This is a genomic window from Haloferax sp. DFSO52 (genome assembly GCF_048158745.1).
GTDB lineage: Archaea > Halobacteriota > Halobacteria > Halobacteriales > Haloferacaceae > Haloferax.
On record NZ_JBLOPB010000002.1, the window covers coordinates 263,242 to 290,226 of the forward strand.

Here is a 26,985-nt window from a genome sequence, read left to right on the forward strand (position 1 = left end):
TGGACGAAGTTCTTCTTCAAGATTCTTTAGAACTAAGTGCCTGGCCGTATTCGGGAGAGGATGAGAAGGACAGCGGGTTCCTGAAACAGGCAACGATGAAGCAGAATCACAGACAACAGACGCGTGAACCGACTACAGGCACATCCGAGAGAACGGATAGTCTCAACCGTACGTGGTGGAAGGAGGCAGTCGTCTACCAGATTTATCCGAAGAGTTTCGACGACGCCGACGGTGACGGCATCGGTGACCTTCGGGGCATCGAACGTCGAGTCGACTATCTGGACGACCTTGGCGTGGATGCGGTCTGGCTCTGCCCGGTCTACGAGTCCCCTCAGGCGGACAACGGCTACGACATCAGTGACTATCGCTCGATACACGACGCCTACGGCGACATGGACGACTGGGAGGAACTCCTCGCGGAACTCCACGACCGGGACATCCGACTGGTCATGGACCTCGTCGTCAACCACACCTCCTCGGAGCACGAGTGGTTCCAGAAGTCCCGCCGCGAGGAAGAGGGCTACGAGGATTACTACTACTGGCGCGACGGCGACGTCGACGACGAGGGCAACCCCGTGCCACCGAACAACTGGGAGTCCGTCTTCGGTGGGCCGGCGTGGACCTACGACGAAGCGAGAGAGCAGTGGTATCTCCACCTCTTCGACGAGAACCAGCCAGACCTGAACTGGCGAAACCCAGACGTCAGAGAGGCCGTCTACGAGATGATGAACTGGTGGCTGGAGAAGGGAATCGACGGCTTCCGGATGGACGTCATCAACCTCATCTCGAAGGTAGAGGGGCTCCCTGACGGTGACGAGGACGGTGGACAGACAGGCACAGAACACTTCTTCAACGGGCCGAACATCCACGAATACCTCCGTGAGATGCACGACAGGGTGCTCTCTGACGAGTCGCTCCTGACGATCGGCGAGACACCCGGTGTCGGCGTCGACGACGCACGGGAGTACGTCGGAGAGGATGGTGACGGTCTCTCGATGGTGTTCCAGTTCGAGCACGTCACCTTCGACCACGACGAACACAAGTGGGACGCCGGTGACTGGTCACTTGTCGAGTTCAAACAGATTCTGTCGAAGTGGCAAACGGGCCTCGCGGACGACGGATGGAACAGCATCTATCTGAACAACCACGACCAGCCTCGGATGGTCTCCCGGTTCGGCGACGACGGCGAGTACCGCCGCGAGTCGGCGAAACTCCTCGGGACGCTCACCCACACCCTCCAGGGGACGCCCTTCATCTATCAGGGTGAAGACATCGGGATGACGAACGCGTCGCTCGCCTCACCGGACGAACTCCGGGACGTCGAGGCGATTAACTTCGTCGAGGATGCGCTCGAAGAGGGTGACGCGGAGTCCTACGATGACGTCCGAGACGCGATCGAGAACGTCGGACGGGACAACGCCCGGACGCCGATGCAGTGGTCGAACGAGGAGCACGCGGGCTTCACCGACGGCGAACCGTGGATTAAGTGCAACGCGAACTACGAGACGGTCAACGTCGAACACGCCCGCGCGAACGGGGACTCGGTCTGGCACTACTACCGCGACCTCATCGAACTTCGCCACGAACGCGACGTTCTAGTGTATGGTGAATTCGACCTTCTCCTCCCGAAGCATCCGTCTATCTTCGCCTACACGCGAACGCTCGGAGACGAACGTGGGCTCGTGGTTCTCAACTTCGAGCCCGAGCCAGTCGAGTGCACCGTGCCCGAGGGTGTTGCCCTCGACGGACTCGAACTCGCCATCGCGAACGCCGACGTACCGACGACCCCACAGGAGACGTTCGAACTCGGTCCGTACGAAGCTCGCGTCTACCTGACTCCGCAGTAACACAATACAGATACCGACACTCAACTCACAGCAATGACTCACAACAGTTCCCAGATGACGACACAGAGACGGCACACAGACATCGATAGACAGTGGTGGAAGGAAGCGGTCGTCTACCAAATCTATCCACGGAGCTTCAACGACTCCGACGGTGACGGAGTCGGTGACATCCCCGGAATCACCGAGAAAGTCGACTACCTCGACTCACTGGGTATCGACGTCGTCTGGCTCTGTCCCGTCTACGACTCGCCCAACGCCGACAACGGCTACGACATCCGTGATTATCGTTCGATACTGGACGAGTTCGGGACGATGGCAGACTGGGAGGAACTCCTCTCTGAACTCCATGCTCGCGACATCCGTCTCATCATGGACCTCGTCGTCAACCACACCTCGAAGCAACACGAGTGGTTCCAGAAGTCCCGACGACGGGAGAGTGGATACGAAGACTTCTACCACTGGCAGGACGGTGACCCCGACGAACCACCGAACAACTGGAAATCGATCTTCGGCGGTCCTGCGTGGACGTACGACGACGAACGCGGGCAGTGGTACCTCCACCTCTTCGACCCCGAGCAGCCAGACCTGAACTGGCGGAACCCAGACGTCCGAGACGCTGTTACAGACGTGGTCACGTGGTGGCTCGAGAAGGGTATCGACGGCTTCCGTCTCGATGCAATCGACCACCTCTCGAAGGCCGACGGGTACCCCGATGGAGAGCCGGACGACCCGATAAATGGACTGGAACACTTTAGCCACGGTCCTCGTCTTCGTGAATATCTCGACGAGCTCGCGGCGGTATTCGAGGACTACGACACGATGACCGTCGGTGAAATGGGTGGCGCAGACATCGAACAGGTAGACGACTACACCAGCATGGACGGACTCAACAGCGTCTTCCAGTTCGATCATATGGAAGTCACTGCAGGCCCGAACGGCCCGTGGCATCCAGAACAGCTCGGCGAGTGGGACCTCACTGACCTCAAAGAGATAATCAACCGACAACAGGGCGAGATCGACTGGCCTGCCCTCTTCTTCGGGAACCACGACCAACCCCGACTCGTCTCTCACTTCGGCGACGACGGGGACTACCGTACGGAGAGCGCGACACTCATCGCAACGTTCCTCTTGACGTTGCGGGGTACCCCATACATCTACCAGGGAGAAGAAATCGGGATGACGAACGACGAGTTCGGCAGTCTCGAGGAGGTTGACGACCCAATGACCACCGGTATCGTCGAAGACCTCATCGCTGACGGCGTCGCTGACTCTTACGCGGACGTTGCGGACCTCGTTAACTACCGGAGCCGAGACCACGCCCGCACACCGATGCAGTGGGACGACTCCGAGAACGCTGGCTTCACCACTGGTGAGCCGTGGTTTGCCCTCAACGAGAACTACACCGAGATAAATGTCGAGTCGTCACTCGAAGAAGAGGGTTCGGTTTGGGACCACTATCAGCGACTGATCGACCTCCGCAACGACGAGGACGTGTTGGTCTACGGTGAGTATGACTGCTTGCTCCCCGACGACGAGCAACTCTACGCGTATACGCGAACGCTCGGCGACGAGACGGTGTTGGTCGTCCTCAACTGGTCTGATGACACTGTAACCTTCGACAGTAGTACAGTGGGGACGACCGATGCAGAAGTGATGATTAGCAACTACACTGATTCGACGGATGACCCATCTACCGAGTCGCTCAAACCGTACGAGGCAACGGTTTACCGACTCGATTCACGCTGAAGACGTGTCGTTCGTTTTTTGACAGCACTGAGTCCGGGGAAATCTACTAACGACTGCTCTGCATCTGAACACCGAGTCGTCGGCCAAACACTGTTTCTACTGATAGACCGACGGTGCCGGTTTCTTGTTTCAGTAAGATGGTGGCTCAGGTTTAACTCATCATCACAAAGGGCTGAGTGGGGCAGACACCGTTTCTATTAGTAGACTGCTTGATGCGGCACTGTCTATGTCTGCCAGTTCGAGAAGTGAGCAGGTCGTCGAGTGAGCTTGGAACGCTGCTCGCAGATCCCACCGTCGCGGCTGCTCACTCTTCTGTCCCGTCGGACTCCTCGAGGTAGTCGAACCGGAGGCCGCTCGACACCTCACCGGTCCCTGGGCGGACCCTTCGACTGGACCAGACGTGGGTGCGGCCGTCGAGCCACGTCGTCGACTCGTAGCTCCGGGTGATTCGAACGCCACCGCGGGGAATCTCCTCGTCGTAGATGGCCGCGTCGGGGTCGAGTATCCGCCCGATTGGCGTCGGAATCGCGTCGACGCCCCCCGAGAGTGCGTCGCGGTCGAGTAGCAACCCGAGTTCGAACCGGTGGACTCCTGCGTCTACCGACGGGAGGTAGGGGAACCAGTTGTCTGGCGCCTCGTTCGCGAGGTGGTATGCAGGGTACTCCGTGAGCTGGTTCTGGTCGACTGGCTCGACCGTCACGAGCCCTTCTGTACCGTCCTCGAGCAGTCGGGTCAGTGAGACGACGCGGTCGGGGGCGAGGATGGGTGTTGCACGCTCTAGGTGGCGCTGTTCGTCCGTATCGAGGGTCGCATCGCCACCGGTGACCACCCGAACCGTCGACTCGGGTGGGAGCGTGACCGACGATAGGTCGAGCGTATCAGCGTTCGACGCCGAAGCCGGGTCGGCGAAGGCCGAGTGCTGGGCATAGAGTGTCCACCCTGCGAGTGAGAGAGGTGCGTCACCGGGGTTAGAGAGCTCGACGAACTCCGCGTCGGCGGCAGCCTGTCCGGTGAGCCCCTCCTCGGCGACGTGGAGGTCCGCGACGGCGGCGGACGGGAGACGGAACTGGTCGCGGTCGAGTGGGAGGCCGAGTGCACCCTCGGCCGTGGATTCGATGCCGAAGACGAGGTTGGCCACCTCGTCGCGGGCGAACAGTACGTCCTCGACGGTCTCTCCCGTCAGTGACGTCCCGACGACCGATGGGAGGAACAGTCCTGGTTCGGTGTGGTTCGGGAGGTCGAAGGTGAACATGCTCCAGTTATCGGCGTCCGGCTGGTCGACGGTCGCCGGCACGTCCTCCGTCTGCATCCCGAAGGTGTCAGTCACCGAGAGGTCTGTCACACGGGTGACTGAGCCGACCGGGGCCTCGAGCGGGATGGTAAACCAGTCGTCGCCCGCGATGAGCGCGAACTCGATGAGGAACAGTCGCGAGAGGTCGTCGGCAGCGGCCGATAGCTCGGCGAGGTTCACCGCCGCATCCTCGAGTTCCCAGAGCCGACTCGACGGCATCCCTCGGAACGTGGCCTTCGTCGGCAGCCGTTCGAGTGGGGAGGGACTGGTCGTCGCGTCACCGGTTTCGCGGAGTGACCCCTCGGCATCGACTTCGAAGTCGTGCCAGTCGAGTCGGCCACCGTCGTATTCGGTGGCCCTGAACACGGTCTCGTTCGCGCCGGCACCGGCAGAGACGGTGGCGTCGTACTCCAGGCGGTCGGGGTTCCAGGCATCCTCGTCTGGACCGGGTTCGGCGTACAGGTTCGCGTACCACTGCACGAACGCCTCGGCTACCGGTTCGAACGTGGCGCGGTCCCAGCTCTCGTCCGCGAGGAACGTCGTCACGGGGCTCTCGAAGCGTGTCCAGTCGACGGTCGTCGCCGGCTGCGACGCTGTTGGTCCGACGAGCTCGGTGTAGATGGCGTGGCCGTCGAGTCCACGGGCCGAACGGGTGCCGTCGTCGCCCATCCCGTCGAGGACGTCCGCGTATCTGCGAGCTGCGTCGTCGACGGTTCCCGGTTCGTCGAGGCGGTACTCGGCGGCGAAGTCCGTGATGGCCCACGACCGCCCGTCGAACGCCCGGCAGACACGGTCGAGGAAGTTCATCCCCGCCTCGACTCGGCGTTTGTAGGTGGGCGTCTCGCTGGCCGCCGCAACCGGCTCTCGCTCGACGAGCGTCTCGACTGGCGGGTCGGTCGACGGATCGTACTCGAGTGTGGTTTCACCCACCTTGACGCGGGTCAGGTGGTCCAGTTCGTACTCGATGCAGGCCTCGACAGGGGACCCGGCGTCCTCGCCCCGGAACTCTCCGAACTGGCGCTGGCGGGTGAGCAACCACAGTGGATCTGCCAGTTCGGCCCGAAGCGTACCGGTTAGCTCGCGGTTCCGCGTGAGGGGTTCGAGCCGTTCCCACACTGTGTGTGAGCTATCGTCAGCCATCAGAACCACCCCTCCCAGTCGAACTGGGTAAGATCGACCGAAGGTGTACCCGGCAGGACATTTTGTCCATCCATGGTCGTCTGGCGGTTGTAGGGGAGACAGAGCATCGGCAGGAGATGTCCGAATCGGTCGAACGCGTCCAGGTCGACCGAGCGGAGTTCGATCAGGTCCATCGTCTCGTCGAGGGTTCGCTCGAGGAGTATCTCGGTCCACTGGGTCGCTCCAGCGTGGGTGACGACACCGGTCGTCTCGTCATTGTTGGCCTCCCACGTTGGCGGCACCGCCAGTAGCACAGACTGTGGAGCGCGGGTACTCGGGTCGTCGTACTGCAGGCCGAGGCCGACGCTCTCCGTTTCGGCCGGAACTCGATCGACCCACTCGTCGATTAGCAGGCCGGCGAGTGCCGGTCCACTCTCCCCGGGAGCTCTCGAGAGTGGGGAGTCCTCACCAACCGTGTTGGCGAACTCGATGGCGAGGGAGAGTTCACCACCTGAGGGCGTGACTCCGTCGCGGCCGAGCCAATCGGCCCCTGGCGTGTAGGGGAGTTGGCCGACTGTCAGCGACCGCCGTAGGCCGTCGGTCCCGCCGCAAGCGAGACTCAGCGAGTCTGCGTAGGTGCGGATTCGGCCGAAATTACTAGGGAGGTCACGGACTCTCCCCATCCGCTGGAGCCACGTATCTGGTTCGTAACGGTCTGCTAGGAGTCCGTCGTCGGTCAGCGTCGCGTGTAGTTCGCCTGGGTTCGTCGGGGCGAACGGTGGGAGGACGACGAACGACTCGCCGAGAAGTGCATGGATGCGGTCTAGCTGACCGTCGACAGTGGGGAGTCCACCACTGGGTGGGTGGTGCCGGGCCGCCATCGCGAGTCGGGAGAGAATCTCCTCGGAGACGGTGTCTAGCTGAGCCAGTAACGTCTCCTCGTCCGTAGCCGTCCCGCCGGCTGCAGAGGCGGGGACGGTGTTGTAGATGCCGAAGTACGACACCCGCAGGAGGAGATGCCGAACTGACTCTAGCACGCCACGCCGGAACGACTCCGTCGGACGTGGATGAGCTGTTGCGACCAGGACGCGGTCCTGGAGTTCGGAACGGGCCACGTCGGCCGCGGTGGTCAGCTCAGCCGCGTACTTCGGCAGGTAGGCCGCTGATAGCTCGGTCGTCGTGTCACCATCGAGGAACGCATCGACGGCACGCTCGAGAGTGTCACCGTGGGTCGAGAATCCGTCGGCGAGTACTTCGAGGTCGATGCCCTGTGCGGCGAGTCGGTCGACGACTTCCGGAGCCGACGCTTCGACCGTCCGGTGGAGCGTATCGGCGGCGGTGCCAAGCTCGCCGACACGCCCGGCCTCGTCGAACGACTCGGCGTGGTGGAGGAGGTCGTGGAGCCCCGTTAGCAGGCCGATGGGTGCCGGTGAGACCTTGGCAGTGCTCTCGACCAGAGTGACCGGGGCCGCGACGACGCGCTCTATCATCCGGACGAACGATTCGTTGAGTCGGCCTTCGGCGAGGAGGTCCCGCACCGGCGGTGTGTACGCGCCGTATCGGGCTGGCGAGTCGGTTCGGGGGTAAGACCGGAGCCGTTCGAGTCGGGCCCGAACCTCTCCCTCGGGTGACTTCGGGACGATGGTCTCCGGTTCGGGGTTACTGGCTCGCCACGGGCGTTGTGCGTCGGGGCGGGCAAGATCACCAGTCAGCGTGAGCAGGTCGGTCAGTCCGGTCCAGGCCGCTGGGGCGACGACCGCACGGACGGCGTCGGCCAGCGTGCCCAAGTCGAGCGGTCGGAGAGCGAGGAGGTCGGTCACCGCCGCGAGGTCGTCCCCGTCGAATGCCTGTGGCCTACCCGTCCCGTCGTCAAGGAGTTGCCGGACTCGCGCCAATGGCTCGGCCTCGACGGTGTCCCAGGGGACAGCGGCAACGGCGTCCCGGAGCGTGGTGGCCGCACCGCCACTCGTCGGATCGATATCCGGCAGTACGCGCGCTAGCCAAAGGATGGATGGGAGGTACTCTTGGTCGGCGAGCACCGCGGGGAGGTCACGCCAGCCACCGGTGGTTTCGGTGTCGGTGACTCGCCCCGTCTCGGCGTACACCGCTCCGGTCACGTCGGTCGTCTGCTCCCGCCCGACGACAGTGAGGTCGTGGAACCGCGCGGCGACGTTGGCTCGGCAGTACAGCCCCACGGACCCCTGTTCAAGTGCCGTGTCTGTGACCGAACACAGCGGTTCGTCGTCGAGTCTGACCGACAGGGCGGTCCCGATGCAATCGATGGTGACCCTGTACGGCCGGTCGGTCTCGAAACCGGTATCATCCTCCCACAGGAGTCTGACCTCACCGTCTACGCACCTGATAAGACGGCGGTACTCACGCTCCGCGTCCATCGAGAAGCGGTAGAAGTTGTCCCGGTCCTGATAGCGGAACACGACGCCGATGGCGTCGTCGTCTCCGGAGGTCATGTGCGCGGTGAGACGGTAGTCGAGCCACGCTTTGTCGCCGACGACAGCGAGCGTCCCGGGAGCCTTGAACGGCGGCCCAGCGAATCCGTAGATGTTGCTCGTCTGGCGAAGTTCTCCCTCGTCGGGGTGGAACGTCCACTTCGAGGTTTTGGTCGTCCGCGGCGGTTCGTCGACAAACTGCCAGTCGTCCGGACGTGGCCGCTCGAACGTTCGTTCGAGGAGGACCTCTCGGTGCAGGGCGTCGACGAGTTCGGCGAACCGCGTCGCATCGTCGTCCAGCAGTTGCTCAGCCAGGGTTCGCCACCAGTCGTCGTCGACAGCACGAAGCCACGTGTGCTCCTCAGGTGACGACCCTAATTCGTCGACGACTGCCCAGAGTACCGCGAGCGGACGGGCTCCGTCGTCGAGCATCTGGGCGGCTCCGGTGACCAGTGTGTTGAACTCGTCGTTACCTCGAAGTGTATCGGGTGTCTCAGAGACGCTCTCCGCGACGAGCATAACCAAGAGGGCACCTTTGCCTTCGATAGATAGCCGTTCGAACGCTTCGACTATCTGTTCGGTGTCGCCCTCGCCATGTCGGTTCGGCTCGGCTACGACCACCGGTGTCGCGAAGACGGCGAACTCGGTCCCGACGGGTACGCCATCGAAGTCGAACTGGGCGGCGAACTCACCGGTGGCATCTGTCCTCACCTGCACTGACTGCGGGTCGAATCGCACTGCATCGGACAGCGAGTGAACTGTGACACGGAGGTCGGTCGGGACGTCGACGTCCGCAGTTCCCACAACCCACTGTTCTGACTCGTTGACGACGATATGGCCGACACCGTCAACCGTGTCAGGCCCTGCCCGGACGTGTTCGGCGACAGTCGCTAGCTCCGCTAGCACCGTCTCGCGGACTGCCGTGTTCGTCTCGTCGGGATGGTCGCGTGCCAGTCGTGCGGTCACGTCGACCACCTGTGTGAGCGGGACAGTGCGACGGAACGCTCGAAGCGCCGCCTCCAACTGTTCGACCCTGTCACAGATGTTCGGGTCGCCCGAGAGCACCTCTCGACGCTCTTCGAGCATCACGGCGAGGTCTGAGAGCGCCGATTCGACCTCTGTGGCACGATTCTCCAGGGTTCCTGCGGTGCCGTCGGTTCGTTCTGTCACTGGGATGTATCCTTCATCACCCGCCTCGCTCGGGTGGGCAAGGTCGCTGGCGTCGGCGGGTCGGGCCTCGCCGAGCAGGTCGGCCACCCGCCGGGCAACCTCGATAAACTCGGCGAGGCTCACGTCGTGGGCCGAGGATGGTTCCGTGAACCTGAGGTCGAGCGTGGCGTCGCTGGGAACCGGTGGCCTGCTCGTAGGCCGGTTCCGGAAGGCGAAGTAGCCGATGCGTCGCTCCAGCTGTGAGTCACCTGTCTCCCCGATCCCCTGTGTCAACGCGACGGCATCGAGCGGTGAGAGGTCGAGGTCGGCTAGCGAGACACCATCGTCGCGGCTCTCGTCGGGCCACGCGAGTGGCACGGAGAACGCTTCGGACCGTGGTGTCTCGGGCCACACCCGATACTGGACGATGGGCTGGCTTCCTTCGGGAACCCCTGAGAACGTGAGCGTGAAGCCGTCCTCACTGCAGGCTTCGAGACGGACGTCGATTCCCGATACCGATTCACCGGCCTCGGTAGCTGGAAGGCCGGCAACGATGGTACGGGATCGAACCACACGTCCGCTATCGTCGGTCAGACCCGCGCCGAGTGCCTGTTGCTGGAACGGGCTGGTCGCCGCCCCCAGCGACAGAGCCGCGGCTGCGTAACCGACAGACGTGGACGCCGAGGAAGTCGTCCCGCTTTGCCCATCGAATCCGGGGAGGAGGCGGAGTTCGATGAGTCCTGGGCGGAACCCCGTGTCGACCGTGACTGTCTCCCCATCGGTCGGCGAGGCAGTACTCCCGAGCGCCGGTCGGTGGAGCGACTCACCCGCCGATGTCTCTGTCGTGGGCGACTCGATGGCGACGTAAGTCGCCAGCACTGAGCCGAGGTAGTTCGTCCCCGACGGTGCACGCACCGTCAAATCGAGCGAGCCGTCGTGCGTGAACCCGTCGACGGAGATCTCGATGCCAGTCCCGTCACCGGCCTCAGTAGCAAGAACGGCGTCGTCGCGTCCCGTCAAGGTGTACGACCCCTGCGCCGGGTCGAGAGTGACGCCGGCGGACTGCTGGACGATACCGGTCTCGTCGGTCATAGCCTCACCGTGGACGAAGCCGACGTCGGTCTGTGTGCTGGTTTGGTCGCCGATACACGCACTCAACAGGACGTGGTCGGGCGAGAACCCAGCGGCTCCGAGTCCGGCATCACCCTCCACTGGAACCGACAACGTCTCGGTCGGTTCGTCCTGTGGCGTCCGGAACGTCCCGACACGGACGCTCGTCGGGTCGGCGAGTTTCAGGGCTCGATACTGCACCGTGACCCGTTCCGGGCCGTCGACCGGAAGCCGAACGGTCGGGAACGACATCTCGAACCCGTCCTGCGTCGTCGACGATACGGAACCACTCACTCGTGCGGTGTTTCCGTCGCCGTCCGTGGTGGCGAAGGTAAGTTCGACGGCACGGTCAGTTACAGTCGACCGGTGGACTGTACCGTCGTGAGCGGCGGCTGCGACTGTGGCGTATTCCACTGACGCAGTTCCCGTGATGGCGCGTTTGAACACACCGTGGCCCCACCCAACCGCGTGGCTCTCGGCGGAGCCGTCTCCGGTCCCGGCAGGGACGGCGGTGAACTGCACCACGTCGGGCTCGAACCCGACGCTGTCGACGGTTACCGTCCCCGCTTCGCTCGGTGTCTCGAACTCACCGACGGCGAAGGCCCGATCTCGTTCCCACTGGAACTCACCGGTGCAACCGATACGGGACGGGTCGGGTAACAGGTCGCCGACCCATGCGTCGAGTGACGGTTCGGCCGTCTGGCGAACCTGTATCGACTGGAGCAGTGTCGTCCCGAGGTGAGATGCCTCACGCAGCCGTTCGGTGAGGTTCTCCAGGTCCATCACGTCCGCGAGCCCCTCCGTGCGGAGTCGCTCGGTGATGTCCTCGAATCGGGAGCGGTCCTGCCAGTCGAACTCGGTCTCGTCGGTCGTCGCTTCGTCACTCTCCGAGTCGTCCGTGAAGTCCGATGGTTCCAGCAACGCCCGCTTCGGTGGTTGCCACGGCTTCCGTGTCGTCGGGGTGTCGGCATCGCCGAATCCTAGTACCAACCGGTGGGTGACACCGGTCTCTGACCGTGGTGTGTCAAACACTGTGGGTTCCGGTGGCGTCCCGCCACGCGAGAGCGCTTCGAGTGCGGCCGCCGCTCGTTCAGGGCGGCCATGGACGAGATGGTGGACGCCCTCTGTGAGCAGCACGTCGTTGACTGCCTCCATCGCCCGATGGATGGTGGGGAACACGCCGGTTCCCGTCGACCGAGAGAGCGCTGAGCCACCGAGAGCACGGACCAGATCCGCGGGAAGTGTGTTCACCTCGAGGACCGCCCGGAGCGGCTGCTCGAGCGAGTCGGTCTTCCATAGTCGGTAGAGTGCCATCCCGTCGACCACGTCCGATCTTCGCGTCTCGACCGTCGTGTCGTCGCGGGGGAGTTTGCCCTCGACACTTGGGGCGATCGACCGGAAGTCGTCGAGGTACTGCTCTAGGTCCAGTCCGTGGTTCTCGGCGTAGACACGGAGGCCACGCTCGAACCGGTAGCCGAGCAGCTCCGACAGTGCAAGCCCTCGGCGGATTCCACGCATCACGCCGTGGGCGAGTCGGACCTGCTCCGGTGAGCAGTCTACCGCGAGCGCGTCGGCTTCGGTCGGGCCGGCCGACCGTGACCGTGCCTTGTGTGCACTTCGAAGAACAGCCGCCGTCGTCGCCTGGTCGAGCGAGGGCGCGAGCAGGTACTCGGGGGTCGACCCGGAACGTGGAGCAAGGTCCTCGACGAAGCCATATGCCGCCAGTTGGATACCGTCACTCGTCTCGCGCTGTTCGGCCAGTCGCCGCGTCGCTACCGAGGTCAACCAGGCGTCGAGCCGGTGGCTCGCGAGGTCCATCGTCTCGCGAGTGAGTCGCCCGAGTCGCTCGGGGTCGACGGACGTCAGGTGGTCGAGGGCGGCTACGAACTCCGTCAGGGCCGGGTCGACCGGTAGCTGACCCGTCTGCACTGCGGTCGCAGTCGTCTGTAACACGTCGTGGAAGTCGTCGCCGGCGGTGAGACTGGGGTGGTCAGCGAGCGTGTGGCTCGCGTCGATGGGCTTCCCAGTCGGGAGTGTGTCGTCGAACAGGTCGAACACCGTCCGGTCGGTCGGACCGTACGTCGTCGGTTCGGCCGGGAAACTGACGAACTCCCCCGTTGCCCAGCCGTAGGTCGCGCCCAACCGGACGCGGGCGGCGACAGCTGCCTGGAGCGTGGCAAACCGGAGGACGTGTCGGAGTAACGACGCACCAGAGTCGTAGTCTGCCGTCTCGGTTGACGGGTCGACGATACGTAGGAACAGCTCGCGGGGGATATCGATACTCGACCCAGAAGAGAAGCGGAACGTCTCCATCTTTGGATCGGTCCCCAGCACCTGGAGTGCCCGAAGCGGCACTTGGGAGCCGAACAGGTTGAGGAGTGTAGTGATGTACCCCGGCACGCCCTCGTCGGTGATGGCGAGCGAACGTGGTTCCATCGAGGCGCCGAGGAACAACAGGTCGGCGATTCTGGGGTCGAATGAGGGCAAGTCGGCCTGGGCCAGATCATCGGAGATTCGTCTCGTGGCTGTCGGTCGGTCACGCTCGAGGCCCAGTTGGTCGTATATCGGATTGTCGTCGCCGAGGAGCCAACTTTGCCGACGGTAGGAGAATGCGGTTGCCTCCATCGCGAGCATGGTCAACAACTCGTCCTCGGAGAGGTCGGTGGACTCGGCGAGAGATGGGACGGACTCCGAGAAGTCGAGCCACTCGTCGTCTACTGCGGAGACACGGTTGATGAGTTCAGGAACGAACCGCTGGGAACCGATGCGTGGCACCGACCACGGCTGGAACGGCCCAGTACCGGCGGCACCTGCTCCGAACAGGTACGCCGAAGAGTCACGGTTAACGTACCACGACTCCCCGGTATCGTCGTCCGCCGTCGGGGCCCGGTCACCGGGCTGGACGTCGACGGGAGAGACCGGGAGTAGACCGTACGGCTGGGTTCCCGCCCGTAGTGTCTGGAACGGGCCGCCAGCTCGAACGTGGCCGACGAAGTGGTCGCGGTAGGTCTCGAGCCACCACAACAGCGACGGTGGCCCCTCGCCGGTGTCGCTCGGTCCCGTCCCGATCATCCCCGGTGCGGCCGTCTCATCCCGCTCGTCACCGGTTGAGGAGACCAGGAGGTTCCGTGCGAAGTAGCCGATGGTCGCGGGCCACAGCGTCCGATTCATCGCCGCGGCGTCGCGGTCGCGGGTGTCCCCTGCTCCGGGGACGTGGGCGAACGTCGACTCTGGGACGCCGAGTGCCTCCGCGAGACGCCAGCCGTCCGTCCTCTCGCTGACGAGCGACGGCCCCGTCACCTGCCTCAGGAGTCTCGTTGCGTCACGAGCCGAGGACCGAGCAGCCGGTTCGTCGGCGTTGTTGGTCGGCGTTCCGGGTTCAAGAAGTTCGAGCCCGTCGGTGTGGTCGGTGGCTGCGAGCAAGTCGGCCAGTGCCGCCCGTGAGTGGTCGGCGTCCATCGTGGTCTTCGCACCCGTGACGACGACCTTCGAAAAGCCCACAGCGGGGTCGTAGTCCTCGCGGGTCGGTAGCGGGACGCTGATACCAACACCGGCGCTCTCGGCCTCGTCGAAATCGGTCATCCAACTCATCGCCGTCGTCGCGTCTGCTTCGTCGGCAGCGACCGCCTCGGGGCTCGGACCGACCGCTAGGGGTTCGCGGACCACGGGTCCCGCTACCCGACGGACCCAGGTGTCGCCCACGCGTCGCTCGTAGACCAACAGGTCGCTTCCACGCGGTGTCACATCGGTCCAGTCGGTCGTCGTGGCACTCCCATCGGCCCGGTAATGGGCCTGGACGACGAACCGGTCGGGAAGGAGCGACGCACTCGGTGTCTGCGTCCACGAAGATGGCCGCATGTCAACGTCGGGGAATTCGACCTCGACCGCCCCCGAGAGCGGAGCCGCTTCCTCGAATCCCCTCCGGAGTCGTTCCGAGACGGGCGTCCCGTCGTCGTCGGTGACCGGGGCGAGTGCCTCCAGTACGTAAGCCGCTCGATTCTCGCCGAAGCGTTCGACTCCACTGGCCCAGGCCCGCTCTCTGACCTCCTCGTACCGAGTCTCGGGGTCGGCTGAGAACTCCGCAGCAGCGAAGGCACGGAGGAGTTCGAGCGCGATTTCTCGGGGCTTACCCGCCGGAAGTTGGCTCGGGACCAGATACTCGTCGGTCTCCTCGTCGCGAAGGTCGGACGGGACGACGAGTTCGCCGGCCACTCGTCGAAGCGCAGATGGCGGCACCGTCGTTTCGCCGACTGTCAGCACGGCATCGGGGTCGGGGAGTCCCGCGGCCCAGAGCCGCGTCCAGTACCCGACACCCCACTCCCGCTCGGCCTCCGTGAGTTGGTCCTCGTGGGTGTCGACGTGGAGTGACTCCGGATAGATGCGTACCTTGAGTGCGTCATCGGTGAACCGCGTCTCTAGCCGAACGGGTAACATCGCGACGGGGTCGGTCCAATCGAGCGTGACGAACGGGTCCGCTGCGTCGACTGACATGTCGACGAGTCGCTGGTCCGCCGCTGCCAGCGCTGCGACGTGGTCTTTCCGACGCTGTTCGAGCTCCGTCCGAACTCCCTCTACCGGGTCGTCCTCGCTCCCGACGACAGCCAGTCGAGCGACCTGCCCGACTGCACCGACCAGCGAGACGCCACGCACCAGCGCCTTGGGGTCATCGCTTGTGAGTAACTCCGAGTACCGTTTGTACAGTTGCTCAGCTTCGGCCTTCGTCTCCGTCTCCGCATCTTTCGCACTGTCGAGCAGCACCATCAGCGTCTTCGAAAATGGGTCTGCGGTCAGGTCCTCCAAGAGCGCGTCTGGGTCCCGGGCGAGGAAGCCCCTGTCGTCTCTATCGGAGACCGCCTTACGCTCCGTCTCGCCCACGGCCAGTACGTCAGCAAGGTTGTGCTTGTAGTACGACCTGGCGAGCGCCTCGATATCGACCTTCGTCATCGCGTTACCAAGGTATCCGAGCGGTCGGACGCCGTCGAGGTGACGACGAAGTAGCCGGTCGAGATGCTCGAGCAGTGCCGCGTCGGACCGTATTCGTTCTTCCGCGTGAACGTACCGTTTGGTTCGGTCCGTAAGCGTCACCAGTACCATCCGCAGGTCGACGATTGTTCGTTCGCGCCGTTCGTGTTGCTCGCGTAGCTTCTGTACCCTGTCACGGGTCTGTGTCAGATCAGATTCCATTGTTAGTTCCCCCACTGTCGCCGTTACCACCGACCGGCAGCAGGTCGTCGGCGTGGATGGCGATTCGAACCGGTCGCTGCCAGGTGATGTACGCCATGTGGGCGCTGTTCTTCCCCCAGACCGCTTCTTGCTCGGCCGTGATGGTCGCACTCCCGTCGGCGACCCACGGTGTGTCTGACTTCGTCTCCCACCCACCTTCGCCTGGGCGGTCACGGTAGACGGAAACGTGTCGCTTGTCGGCGAGCGAAGCGGCGTCGTCGACGAGGTGCCCCCACGAGAGCGCACTCCAGCCGTGTTCGGGGTTCTCGTCCGGGTCGTCGGTCGTGGAAGTCGTTCCCGACGCGTCGGTGATGCCCGGTGGGGTCGTTCCAGCGTCATCCTGGTCTGCGTCGAGGCCGAACCTGACCTCGCCGGGTGGTTCTGCCATGACGAAGAACCAGCCGAGGTCGTCGGTGCCATCGTCGTTCACCCAGTGGTCGGAGTCGTCCGGCCGCGGGTCTCCTACCGACGCCATCGGGGTCTCCCCGGTCGCCTCCTCGGCAGTAAGGTCGAACCCGAGGAAGGAGACGTCCGGATCCAGGCGACCACGGAATATCGGGAAGCGGTGGAACGCCGTGTCCACCTCCGCTGCCTTCTCGTTCGGTGTCGGCCACTCTGGAACCCTGACCGAACCGGTACCATCGGCATTCGGAACCAGTTTCGCTTTCGTCGCGTAGATGGTCGTCGTCGGGTATCGCTGGAGCAACTCCCCACGCACGACGACGACCACCTGGGAGTTGGGGTCGGGGCCCTGTCCGGCAGGATCCGCGCTACTCCCGCCAGCACCGCTCATCACGTTCGAGCCGAGTTCGCTCCGACCGATGTTCGACGGGCCCTTGTCGTCCCAGGTGTGAATCTCGGTGATGTCCTTGAGCAACGACTCGTCTTCGGGCTTGGGTATCCGTGCACTGGGGTCCCAGAACTGTCGGAAGTACGACCCCCGTCTGTCGGTCGGGTACCGTCGCCACAACAGTTCTGACGCCATCTCGTGGTTCATCCCGACGAGGAACGACTCGATGAACTCCGGATTCGTCTCTAGGGCACCGAACGTGTTCTTCGGGAGTTCGCTCACCCCGGGGAGCAGGTAGTCCTCCGAGACCGCCGCGAGGTCGTCGTACGTCGGCTTCGGGAACTCCGGATAGGCCATCACACGATCGAACGGGTCCGAGCGGTTGGGCCCCGTGAGGTCGAGCCCTCCGAGCATCCCGTCGAGACGGTCCACGAGACTCGAGACGGGGTCGAGATTCGCCGCCGCGGCAAGATCCGGGTCCGGACGGTCTGTCTTCGCCGGAACTGAGTCACAGAGAAGTCCGTCCAGGTAAGCCACGGGTGAGCCGACGGCGGGGGCGTCGAGGTAACGCATGATGTCGGCGAGGATTGAACGGACGACAAACAGACGGTCTCTCGCATCACTCACGGCTTCGAGTGTCTCTGTCTCCTCGGGGGTTATCCCGAGCAGTTGGCCGGCCACCGCCTCGCCGAGGCGGTCGTGAAGGGTCCGGGCCCGATTTTCGGTGAACTCGTCGTCCACTTCAGGGAGGTCGCGGGCCTCCTCCTCGCGGGAGACCTCCAGCATCGGTCGGTCAATCAGGTCGGCGAGCATTCTGACGGTGTCCCACGCGTCCTCGACGTCGTCGACGAGGCTCGGAATCGGACTCTTTTCCGTCCAGTAGTCCGCTGGGTTCCGTTCGGCGACTGCCGTCGACAGCTCCGCCAGCAGCGTCAACAGGGTGTCGAGTGTCTCCTCGAACTTCGCGATCGTCTCGAGCAACGACTCGACCGACTCGGGACGGTCACTCTTCGAGGAGTTATCACTGGTCGATTCGGGTGGTTCGGGGAGCTTTCGACACAGCTTCTCCAGGTCGGCTCCTTCGAGGACAGTGCCCATCCCGGCAGGGCCGGGCGAGGGCGTCACCACGTCGAGGTCACCGCTCGCTAATTCCGACACGATGTCACCGACGTCGACATTGCTCCCGAGTCGCTTCGACAGCCGTCCCGACCCGCTCAAGAGCCGGCGGAAGGGGACCGAAGTCACCCCGCTCGGCAATGTCGAGGCGTCTAGCTGTGCCCCGACTGTCTGTCCATTGGCCAGCAACCGGTCGTGCATTGGTCCGGTGAAGCTCGCCAGCCAGCCCGTCGGCGCGTCGGCGAGATCATCCAACGCCGTCTCCATCGCCTCACGGGACAGGCTCGCTGCGGCCAGCCGCCGGTTGGCTGCCCTGACGTCGCCGACCTGTTCCCAGGCCGATGTCATCAGTTGTTCCTGCTTGTCACGGACGATGTCGGCACCGACCGCCGCCGCGAGACGGTTTCCGGGGTTGAGGTTGAGGTCCCACAGCCACCGCTGGTCGTCGTCGATAGACGTGGGCAGCGTTTCGGCCTGTGCGTGGCGGCCGCCGTAGATTGGAGGCCCGACGGCTTCGTAGGATTCGTCGGCCCACTCTTCGATGGTCCCCGCTTCGTTCAGCAGGCTCCGCAACACCTCGTGTTTCTCGTACTCCGCCGCCGTGATGGGGGAGCTGTTGGCCTTCCGGAGTGCCCCGCCCATCCGGACGGTCCGTTCGGCCTCCCCGACGTCGTCTCCCCATACTTCCAGTGCAGCGGGTCCAGGGTCGGAGGTGTCGACGGTCCGGACGCCGATGTCGTAGCTGTCGACGTTGAGGTCACGCGGTTCGAGTTGCCGTGCCAGGTACTCGAAGTCGCCCTGTTGGCCGGTGGAGAACTCCCAGTGGTGCAGCATCGGAAGTTCCATCGGTTCGTCGTTCGGCCGGTCACCGAACGCCGTCTCTGCGAGGGGCCAAGCGAGCGACATCGTGGTCTGTCCCTCGGTCTCCTCGGGGGACCGGTCAGCCGATTCGCCGAGCCCGGCACGGACACCCGCATCGAAAGTCGGGACAACTGCAGCCACGTACGAGGTGTTCTGCTGCAGATTGCGCGGTGAGACGAGCCGCGAGCGTGTCAGTGTCGACTCGGTTCTGAACACCTCTGCCAGCGAGACGTTGCTCTTCTGTTTGGGGCTCCCGACCACCTGTGCGTGCGCCCAGGCCCACGCCTCGTCCAGTGGTGGAAGTTCGGACGGCGGGACCGTTATCGAGGGGAGCGGTCTGTCGCTCCCGGCCGGAGTGATGGTGGTCGTGTCGGTCTTCTCGACGACGACGAGACAGCACCACGGGAATCCCTTACCCGTCGGCGAGGTGACCGACGGGTCCAGCGTGTCGTCCGAAACCGGACTGAACAGCCACGGGAGGTCGGCGGCGTCGAACTCGACCGTCGCGAAGTAGTTCGGCGGGTAGTTGCTCGTCCCCGGTTCGGGTTCCATTCGGACCACCTGCCGCCCGTCGATGCCGGTGACGTGGCCCGGACCGTAGAGCTCGATGTCGACGCTACTCGACCTAGATGTCGTCGCTGACCCATCCAGCCCAATCACCTCGAAATCGACCTCGAGGCTGCCGGCGGTGTCGAGTTCCTCGGAATCACGGGCCTCCTTACCCTCGTAGTACGCCTCAGGTGGGTAGCCCCGCCGGACCACGGGGAAGAACCGGTATCTTGTGTCTCGGTCCGTCGACGCATCGTTGGGGTCGAACCCCGTGTTGGAGTTACTCACTGTGATTCACCTTCCGGGGCCCCGACGACTTCCTGCGTGCCGACCACTTGCAGGTCGGACTCGTCGGTGTTGGGAGTGGCAGCCACGTAGCTTCGGAGTCGGTCCTGGGCCTCGACCCGGGTCAGTCCCTCGGATGGATTCCCATCGACCTCGACCCGGGACAGCGTGTCTCGCCAGGCGACGACGAACCGCTGGTCCGCGACGCTCAGTGAGAGCGACTGTCCTGGGTTCGCGTACTGAGCAGGGCCGGTTGTCCGCGTCCCAGCGCTTGCTACGGCGCTCTCCTCGGCGAGTTCGTGTCCGGTCGAGAGGTCGAGACGACCGTCCCAGGACTCGTCGACGTCGTCTTCCGTGACTCTGGCACTCTCGTTTTCGGCATCGATGACCGACGACTCGTAGTCGAGCGTCGCCCAGGAGAGCAGCGACGGGTCTGCTTGCCCGGCGTAGTGGACGGCACCATTCTCGACTCGCTGTCCGGCCGGTAGCCGTTCGAACGCCTTCGATTCCAGTTTCTCTGAATCCGTCATCTTCCGGAATCGAGCCGGAGCGAACTCCTCGCGAAGGTGGGCCTGACCACCCAGTTTACGGCCGACACCGGTGACCGAGAGTTCCGAGAGTTCGAAGCGGGTGTGCGCAGGCTTGGCGTTTCCGTACTTTTCGATATCGACCGCCAGAGGGACCACCTGCTGACGGACACCCAGCGTACCGAGCGGGTGGGCGATGACCCTCTCGGAGGCTGGTTCGGCCGCGTTCGAGTCGGCGGTTTTCGCGTTCGGGTCTCGGAGGGTCACGAGCTGGTCGTCGTTCGTCGGTTTCTGCGCGCTCCAGTTGGCCGTCGTCTCGAGTGCACGGAGGAGCTCTGGCAGCACGTTCGCCGTCGGTAGTTCGGTCGACCCACCCGAGGAGCCGAACCGGGCGTCGACCGACACCGACACCGAAATGAAGAGGATGTCGATGTGTAGCTTCCCCCGCACCCGGTACGGCTGAGGACCGGAGAGCGTGCCGTCGAGCTTCAATCCCAGACCGGTCCCGCTGATTCGCACCGCAACCTTCGCGACGAAGTCGACGACGAACTCGAACGGATTGAACCGGAACAGCGCATCGAAGCTCAACTCTCCGTCGACTGTCGCCGGTCCGAACTTGCCGTGGAGTACCGCGCCAGCACCGACCTGAAACGTGTTCGGAGTAACCGCGAAGTACCCCGTGTACTCGAGCCGTGGGTTCCCACCCGGCGGCGACAGTGAGGAAGTGATACGGTCGAGTTCGGGGAAGCTCTCGGGTGGACTGTACCGGGGATGGAAACCTCCGATGGAGAGTATGAACCGCGAGTCCGCCCCCCACGAGAGTCGCATCGCCATGTCTCCGGAGATGGTCCACGTCGAGATGCGCGAGTCGTAGAGTGATGCGTCGATGGAGAGTTCTTCGCCTGGGATATCGAGGATGCCGACGACGGCGAGGTTGATATCGATGAGAGCGACCTCCTCGTCCGGGAGATCGAGCATGAGCTTGCCCAGGAGCGCTATCTTCCAGTCCGGAATCGACACGAGCACACCGAGTTCGGCCTGGATGATGACCGGCGTCCCCCACCCAAGCCTGACCATCGGTCCGAACACGTGGCGGTCTGCCTTCGGGGGGAAGATGGCTCGAAGATCCGTGATGATCTGGTCAGCGTTCTCGACGACGTTCTGCGGGAAGAGTACGGAGTCGAGGTTGCCGCTCCGGACGGCCTTACCGAGGGGCTTCTTCTCGAACCCCCTGTGGATACCCGCCAACCCTCCGATACCGGTCAGCACGAAGCCGAAGCCAAGCTGCGTCGGTGGCAAGTCTGCCGTGATGAGGACCAGCAATGAGTAGCCGTCGCTCCCCGGAACCTCCGTGTTCAGGAGTCCGACTGCCTTCAGTCCCCAACTCGAGAACTGTAGCTCCAGCCCGCCGGAGTACCGGTTGTGTTCCGGCTCGAACTGCAGGAATCCGCCGCCGGTGACGGCCCCGCTATCGACAGCAATCCCGATGCCGTCCGGTGGCCGGAACCCGAGTTCGAGGTTGAGTGGCCCCATGTTGCCGTCGCGGTCTGCGGGGAACGAGACGTCTGCCGAGAGACCGAGTCGGCGGATCGACCCCGTCAGGGGACCAAGCGTGATGGTTGGTGACGTGGCAGCGTTGATGGTGAAGTCAGCGTCCGGGTTCGACTGGTCGACTGCGAAGTAGAGTTCGTCGAGAGATCCGAACCCGAAATCGAGATGCGTCGGAATGGACGCCGACAGCGTCCCACCCCCCTCGAAGTAGAGCCCATCGACGTTCGACCAGCCGAGAGTGACGTCACCGTCGACGACGAGTCCATTCTCGGGGAGAACAGTTGTCAGGAAACTGCCTTCGGGGCGGATCTTGACCTTCCCGCTGACAGGAAGTTCGACAGCGAGAGAGAGATTCCCGTCGGAGAAGTCCAGCCGTGCACGGGCGGCCACGGAATCCAGAACAATTCCGGTTCCGTCGGACGCACCCAGTAGTGTCCGGTCCTCTTCACCGGGTGCATCGCGTTCGAGGCTTGCCTCGGCGTGGGCCTCGTCGAGGACCTCGTTACTGCCGTCGAGCGCCCGGAACTGGACGATAGGGTCGTCGCCCTCCGTCTTCTGTGGTTGGACGACGAGCCCGTAGCGGTCAAGTTCGCCGTGGAGCGCGGCATCGAACGTCCAGCCCCCGCCCACGTCCATTTCGATATCGGCGCCGAACTGGTCGAACGGGCCGTAGAGGACGAGCGCCAACCCAGGGTGAGTGGTGGTCGTGTCGGCTGTGGGAACGACACGGACGCCGAACGCCCCGAGCGACGGGACCTGGACGATTGGAACGGCGAGTTGAGCGCCGAAGTCGGTCGCGAACCGTTCGTCGTCCGGGTTCGTTGCCGCGGCAGCGTCTATGAGTGCTGCCTGTTCGTCCGTCAGTGGGGGTTCAAGCCTCGTCGCCACCCCGAGCACGTCGAAGACTGCCTTCAGGTATCCCACGACAAGGTCGTCTCGGAACGCCGGGTCCCCCCAGTTGAGGGCCGTAGCCACAGCCTCGACCGGATTCTCGAGGAGGGTAGAGAGATTTTCGGGCTCGAGCGTCCCGTCGTGCCAGTCGGGGACACTGTCGGGGAGGACAATGACGTTCCCGAGCCGGAGCAGGTGGTGAGCACCCTCGTGGTGAGTACGCAGGTATCGGACGAAGAGGTGATTGAGAATCGCTTCGCCCGCCTCGTCCAGTGCGTCGGTCTCGAATTCGAGCTCGGACAGCGTTTCGAAGCCGTCCACGATACTCTGAATCGGCTCGACGAGGGCCTCGACCGCTGTCAAGAGTTGTTCGGGGTCGGGATCTGTCGGATCGAACCCGGATAGACGGCTGAGGAGGTTGAGTACATCCGACCCGTCGAGGTCATCCTCTAGGAGGGTAGATAACGTCTCGACTGGGTCTGCGATATCGTCCTCGACGACGCTCAGCACTCGTTCGAGTTCCTCGTCGAGGAGATGCTGGCCAACACCACACTCGTCGAGGAACGCGATGATGGCGACGGGGCCGTCGTCGACAGCTTCGATGACTGGCTCGACGACCCGCAGTAGCTCGCGGGCCGCGAGCGCGAGCGTCCCAGGGTCGTCCGGGGGCTCCGCGGTCACTGTGACCCCTCTCCGTCCGTAGGCGGATGTGTTAAGGTCCCGTCGTCATTCCGCCACGGCGGAGGGTCAGTGGGGTAGTTGTCGGCATCCACGAATGCGCCCACGCGCGTCGCAAAGGGATTCAGCTCGCCCCGGCGTATCATCTTCGCCAAGCTATCGTCTGTCGCCGCGGCCCAATCCTCGGCTGATTTTCTGAGATCCTTGGGCAGGTTGTAGACGATGACGCCGAGAGTCTTCTTCAGTATCCGCCCGTCCGACACTGCGAACTGTGCCTGCAGTGCCCCCTCGTCAAGGCTGTCGTCGTGGTTCATTCGCTTACGCAGGTCTATACCCTCTCCAGAATTTGATTCGACGAAGAAGTTGAAGAGGTGGTTCAACGGTGAGTACCTGTACTCAAGGCCGTCTTCGACGTATGCTTCGCCCCATTTCTGTTTCCAGCGGTCGTTGAGGCTAATCTCGATATCGATCTTGGGCATCTTCCACTCTTCGTCCGGCTCTAACCGTTTGCGATATCGGGTCGCGAGGTACTGGTGGTACGGACTTTCCTTCTTGCCGAAGAAGGTCACGTCTTGGGGCGGTGCATCCCAGTAGAGCTTCTCTGTGGTGGGCATTTCGGGTGGCTGGTACTTGTGTTCAAAGGGGTCGAAAACGCGGATTTTGTTACGTGTCCACTCGTGTGTCCTGAGGTTCCCCGCGATGGAGACTTTGAGCGGTGACTGGTAGAGGACGGACGTGTGCGAGTGGTCTCCGACCGTCTCGGCGAAGACCACTGGACGGACGAGGAGAACAGAGTCCTCTTCGAATGCTTGGACGGTGTCGCCGAAAGGGTTCGGGTCCTCGACTGTGACCTTGAGCGTTGGGTAGCCCTCCTGATCGTTGTAGACTCGCGTCTCCGTCACGTCGAAGTCCCGGGACTGCCGGTAGAACCACGCGAGCTGCGAGGCGAAGTACGCCGACACGTCACTGTCTTCGCTGACCTTCGTGTACGTTCGAAGCTTTCGGCGAACGAATCCGTAGGGCTCCTCTTCGGTTACTGATTCGTCACCCTCTGCAGTAGTCCCCGACTGTTGGTTCTCCTCGATCTCGAGTGCCTTCCCGACAACCGAGCCAAGCCACCATCCCCACCGGGAGTACTCGTGGTCGAAATCCTTGAACGCGGGTTTGTACCAAAAACGGCCAAAGTACGTGTGCCGGAGCCAGATCACGATCTTATCGTCCGTGGTGTACGTGACTAGAGCGATGCCGCCGAGGACCATCGCGGCGCCGATCCAGAAGAGTGGGCCAGTCACGCTTGCGAACATCATAATGCCCGTCCCCGCGACCGAGATTGCACCTCCTGCCGCGGCCGAGTAGTCCCCGACCTCGACCGCCTCGTACGCTTCCATCGAAGTGATAATGATGTCGATGGCGTCGGTGACTACTCCGAGGAGCTCCAGCGCTATCCGCCCGGTGAATTTGTAGAGACTGGGGGTGTAAACCGCCGTCTTCGGGACCTTCGCGTCGAGGAGTGACGTGGTTCGTTCGGCCAGTTTCACCTCTTTCGAATCCGCACCCTGTCGAACGAACCAGTCCCTGATAGCCTCCGTCCGCTTGGCGAGCTGCTGGCGACGTTCTAGGTTAAGTTCTCCGCCAAGTGATTCTCGCCCAGGGAGGGCTATTGACAGGTGTCGGATCTTTCGGTCGAGCCTGTCCGTAGCGGCCACGAGTTGTGACGATTGGGGGTCTACCTGCGAGGGCGTATCGTACGCCCCGCTGATTTTTCCGAGCGTCTCGGAATCAGTGATCCCGGCGTCTTTAAGCAGTTGAACCTTTGCATCGTCGACCGAGAGACCGTACGAGGGATCCGTGTGTTCACCGAGAGACTGCATGGCCGCGCTCAGGCTCTCCACCGCATGGCTCGACAGGGTATGTACAACTGAGAGGTGTCGCTTGTCCGTGAGGATATCCGCGATTTCGGCACTCTTGTTCTGACCCAGTAAAGACCGGATGTTCTCAACCCTGGTTCGCGCTTGTTCGATCTTCGCTCGCGACGTAAAGAGGTAGTAATTTTTAATGAAGGACTCACTCGCCGTTCCCTCTGTGGGAGGGGAGAAGAGGTACTTACGCGTCTCGAAGGCGTTCGCCTCAACGAGGTGAGTCGTGGCCTCTAACCGATATAGTTCGTCGGCCGCTTTATCCAGGTCTGCCAGTAGATTCGACTTGACCTGCGAGTCAAGGGCGTCCAATCGATCCTTGATTTCGTCCGGTTGGAGGACGAACACCATCTCGTCGGCTGGCGCGACGTTCGGTGAACTCCCCGGCAAGAGATACTTCCAGTCGATTGGGTCACCGCCGAGAGAGCGGAGGAGGGCGGAGGTGTTCGTGAGCACGCCCGCAAACGTGTTTACGTCCTTGAATTTCTGCACTGTGCTGTCGTCACGGCTGTCGGCCGTGAAGAAGAGGGCACTACCGTAGACGGCCGACAACGCCCCGTACAGGTGGACGTACCGCTTCATCGCGACCGCAGCCTCGAGTCTGCGTCCGTCGGGGAGATCCTGACGCTGGAAGGATTTAATGATCATCTGGTCAGGGACGTCAGCCAGGGTGGTCGCCTCGGGCACGGCGGCCAAGAGAGTCTGCTCAATTCCGGCCTTCTGGGCGTAGTCCACGATCAGTTTCGCAGGGATTGCGGCCAGACTTGAAGTGAGGGTCTTATGGGTGGCCTTGATGAACGTCTCAACCTGCCTTGCTGAATGTTGGTTTTGTTTCGCCATCATAGGGAGTGAGAGGTCCGACAGCGCAGTACCTGGGTCGCTCGTGAACGCTCCGAGAACAGTGGCGGCATCACGCTCGATCCGTAACAAATCCGTATTGTCAGCCCTGACTCGGGCCGTTCGCGTCGCCAGGAGAAAGCCTGGGGCGAACTGAATCGCCAGACATTCGGCGAGTATAGTGAACTGGTTCAGACCCAGGTTCGCGGTGAATCCGTCGCCAGTATCCCAATTCACGACGCTGTTTTCCCGCCGTTCATACACGTCGACTATCCTGAACGTCTTTCGTCCTTCAACTGTTCCGTACCCGAGACCGCCCCACACGAGGTCACAAAGCAGCAGTCGACCGGACTGCGAACTGCTCAACCCCATCGTGAGGCTGAACAGGACGCCGACCTGTGTCCCGTAGTCCAACTCGGCGAAGCCCTCGAAAAACGGACTGTCCGCCGGAGTCACGGGTGGGAAGAGATGGTCGACGTGGTCCGTGAAGATATCGTCAATAAAAAACCCAAGGGCGTTGTCCTCGTCCGTCGCCCTCTCGGCGAGCGCTTGGAACTGGCGCCAGTTCACGGGGGGATATTCCTTGTTGTCTAATTCACCCGTGTAGATGTATATCCGCAGCCTTTGAGCGTGATAGTCGACCAGAACTTTACGGAGGACGAGCTCCCATCCGAAGTGGAAAAATAGGGGCACGTCGTCCATCTCAACGTGTTGGAAGTGGTAGAGTAGCCGGTCGGACGCCATCTGCGCACCGGTCCACGATTCCACCGATCCCGGCGGGTCCGATGTCTCCGCCCCGAACGAGAGCAATATTTTCTGTTCCTCGCTCAAAGATTCCACATCATCCTTGTCGGACCCGAGCGCCTCCAAGAGGTCGGCCGTGTCCAGTCCGTCGTCACTCGCGTCTGCCTGCAGGAGCACCGACCGGATGGTGGACCAGAGCGTGATCTTCAACTCCTGTCGGTCGGTCCAAGTGCGGTAGGCATCGAGGGCCGTCAGATATTGGTCATGAAGCTGTTGGGCGCGTTGAACCGCTGCAGGAACCGTCATGC

At 63.2% G+C, this 26,985-nt stretch carries 7 protein-coding genes; 2 read left to right on the forward strand and 5 right to left on the reverse strand.

Annotated elements, in window-relative coordinates:
• The first annotated feature begins 95 nt into the window (after positions 1–95).
• Together ACK3SC_RS11065 and ACK3SC_RS11070 are read left to right on the forward strand one after the other, a co-directional pair.
• Positions 96–1,847, forward strand: coding sequence for a glycoside hydrolase family 13 protein (locus ACK3SC_RS11065; RefSeq protein WP_416840233.1), 1,752 nt, complete (start codon positions 96–98; stop codon positions 1,845–1,847).
• Between the two features lie 54 nt (positions 1,848–1,901).
• Positions 1,902–3,593 carry a glycoside hydrolase family 13 protein gene (locus ACK3SC_RS11070; RefSeq protein ID WP_416840234.1) on the forward strand — a complete coding sequence of 564 codons (1,692 nt, stop codon included), beginning with the start codon at positions 1,902–1,904 and terminating at the stop codon, positions 3,591–3,593.
• A gap of 304 nt (positions 3,594–3,897) precedes the next feature.
• Here the strand turns inward: ACK3SC_RS11070 and ACK3SC_RS11075 are convergent, their stop codons facing one another.
• The 5 genes from ACK3SC_RS11075 to ACK3SC_RS11095 are packed head-to-tail and all read right to left on the reverse strand — an operon-like array spanning position 3,898 to position 26,983.
• Positions 3,898–6,024, reverse strand: coding sequence for a lamin tail domain-containing protein (locus tag ACK3SC_RS11075; protein ID WP_416840235.1), 2,127 nt, complete (start codon positions 6,022–6,024; stop codon positions 3,898–3,900).
• Entirely contained in the window at positions 6,024–15,893 is a 9,870-nt protein-coding gene (locus ACK3SC_RS11080; RefSeq protein WP_416840236.1) for a hypothetical protein, read from the reverse strand. The genes ACK3SC_RS11075 and ACK3SC_RS11080 overlap by 1 nt, the downstream gene beginning before the upstream one ends.
• Entirely contained in the window at positions 15,883–19,536 is a 3,654-nt protein-coding gene (locus tag ACK3SC_RS11085; RefSeq protein ID WP_416840237.1) for a hypothetical protein, read from the reverse strand. The genes ACK3SC_RS11080 and ACK3SC_RS11085 overlap by 11 nt, the downstream gene beginning before the upstream one ends.
• Positions 19,533–23,183: a DUF6603 domain-containing protein gene (locus ACK3SC_RS11090; RefSeq protein ID WP_416840238.1), complete on the reverse strand. Its 3,651-nt coding sequence runs from the start codon at positions 23,181–23,183 to the stop codon at positions 19,533–19,535. Before ACK3SC_RS11090 ends, ACK3SC_RS11085 begins: the two co-directional genes overlap by 4 nt.
• Positions 23,180–26,983: a hypothetical protein gene (locus tag ACK3SC_RS11095; RefSeq protein WP_416840239.1), complete on the reverse strand. Its 3,804-nt coding sequence runs from the start codon at positions 26,981–26,983 to the stop codon at positions 23,180–23,182. The genes ACK3SC_RS11090 and ACK3SC_RS11095 overlap by 4 nt, the downstream gene beginning before the upstream one ends.
• Positions 26,984–26,985: the final 2 nt, after the last annotated feature.